The sequence below is a fragment of the Staphylococcus sp. EG-SA-2 genome (genome assembly GCF_017152085.1).
Map to the genome: position 1 here is coordinate 1 of NZ_JACYHC010001325.1, position 593 is coordinate 593.

Annotated in this window: 1 protein-coding gene; it reads right to left on the reverse strand. The window is 42.0% G+C overall.

The features are described from left to right. On the reverse strand, nucleotides 1-593 hold a 593-nt coding region (locus IDG60_RS21155; RefSeq protein ID WP_206161164.1), incomplete at both ends, for a putative inorganic carbon transporter subunit DabA.

The window sequence follows — 593 nt, forward strand, 5'->3', positions numbered from 1 at the left end:
TGACACCAACACCTGACGTGACGGTTTGTGTCGCTTTATTCCCACTTCCGTAAAAATGCGGCGCAACTGTCGACGCATAATATTGTAAATTAATCCATTGTGCCACAAGCGCCGGACCAGAAATGATGGTATTTAACAATTTGCCATCTTTATCTTTACGCCAATCATAATTGTGTAAAAATGTCCGCCCTTCTAAATCAATGCCTTTTGTTAATTGGCGTCGTCCAATTATAAATGATGAATTTTTAGCCAAGCCCCATTCTGGACGTACCTCACTCCAATCACTTGCAAACCGCTGTGCTTCTTCCACTGGATGATTCACACGACCAATCGTTGGCAGTTTGTCCAAACGTTCGCGATTCGCTTGTTCAGAAATCATCGGCATCGCGTCATTCAATGATTCATATGCATCTAGAGCTAAAGCTGATAATGTGTCTGGCACATATACCCATGCCAACGTATCAGCAGACGTATGATGTTCTGCTGCCGCAAAAACAGTTGTCTCTGGAATATACACACCTGATTGTTTTAATCCTTGTCTGACATTTGGACGATTACATATCATCGCTAATAACTTAGCATTAAAACCGCTT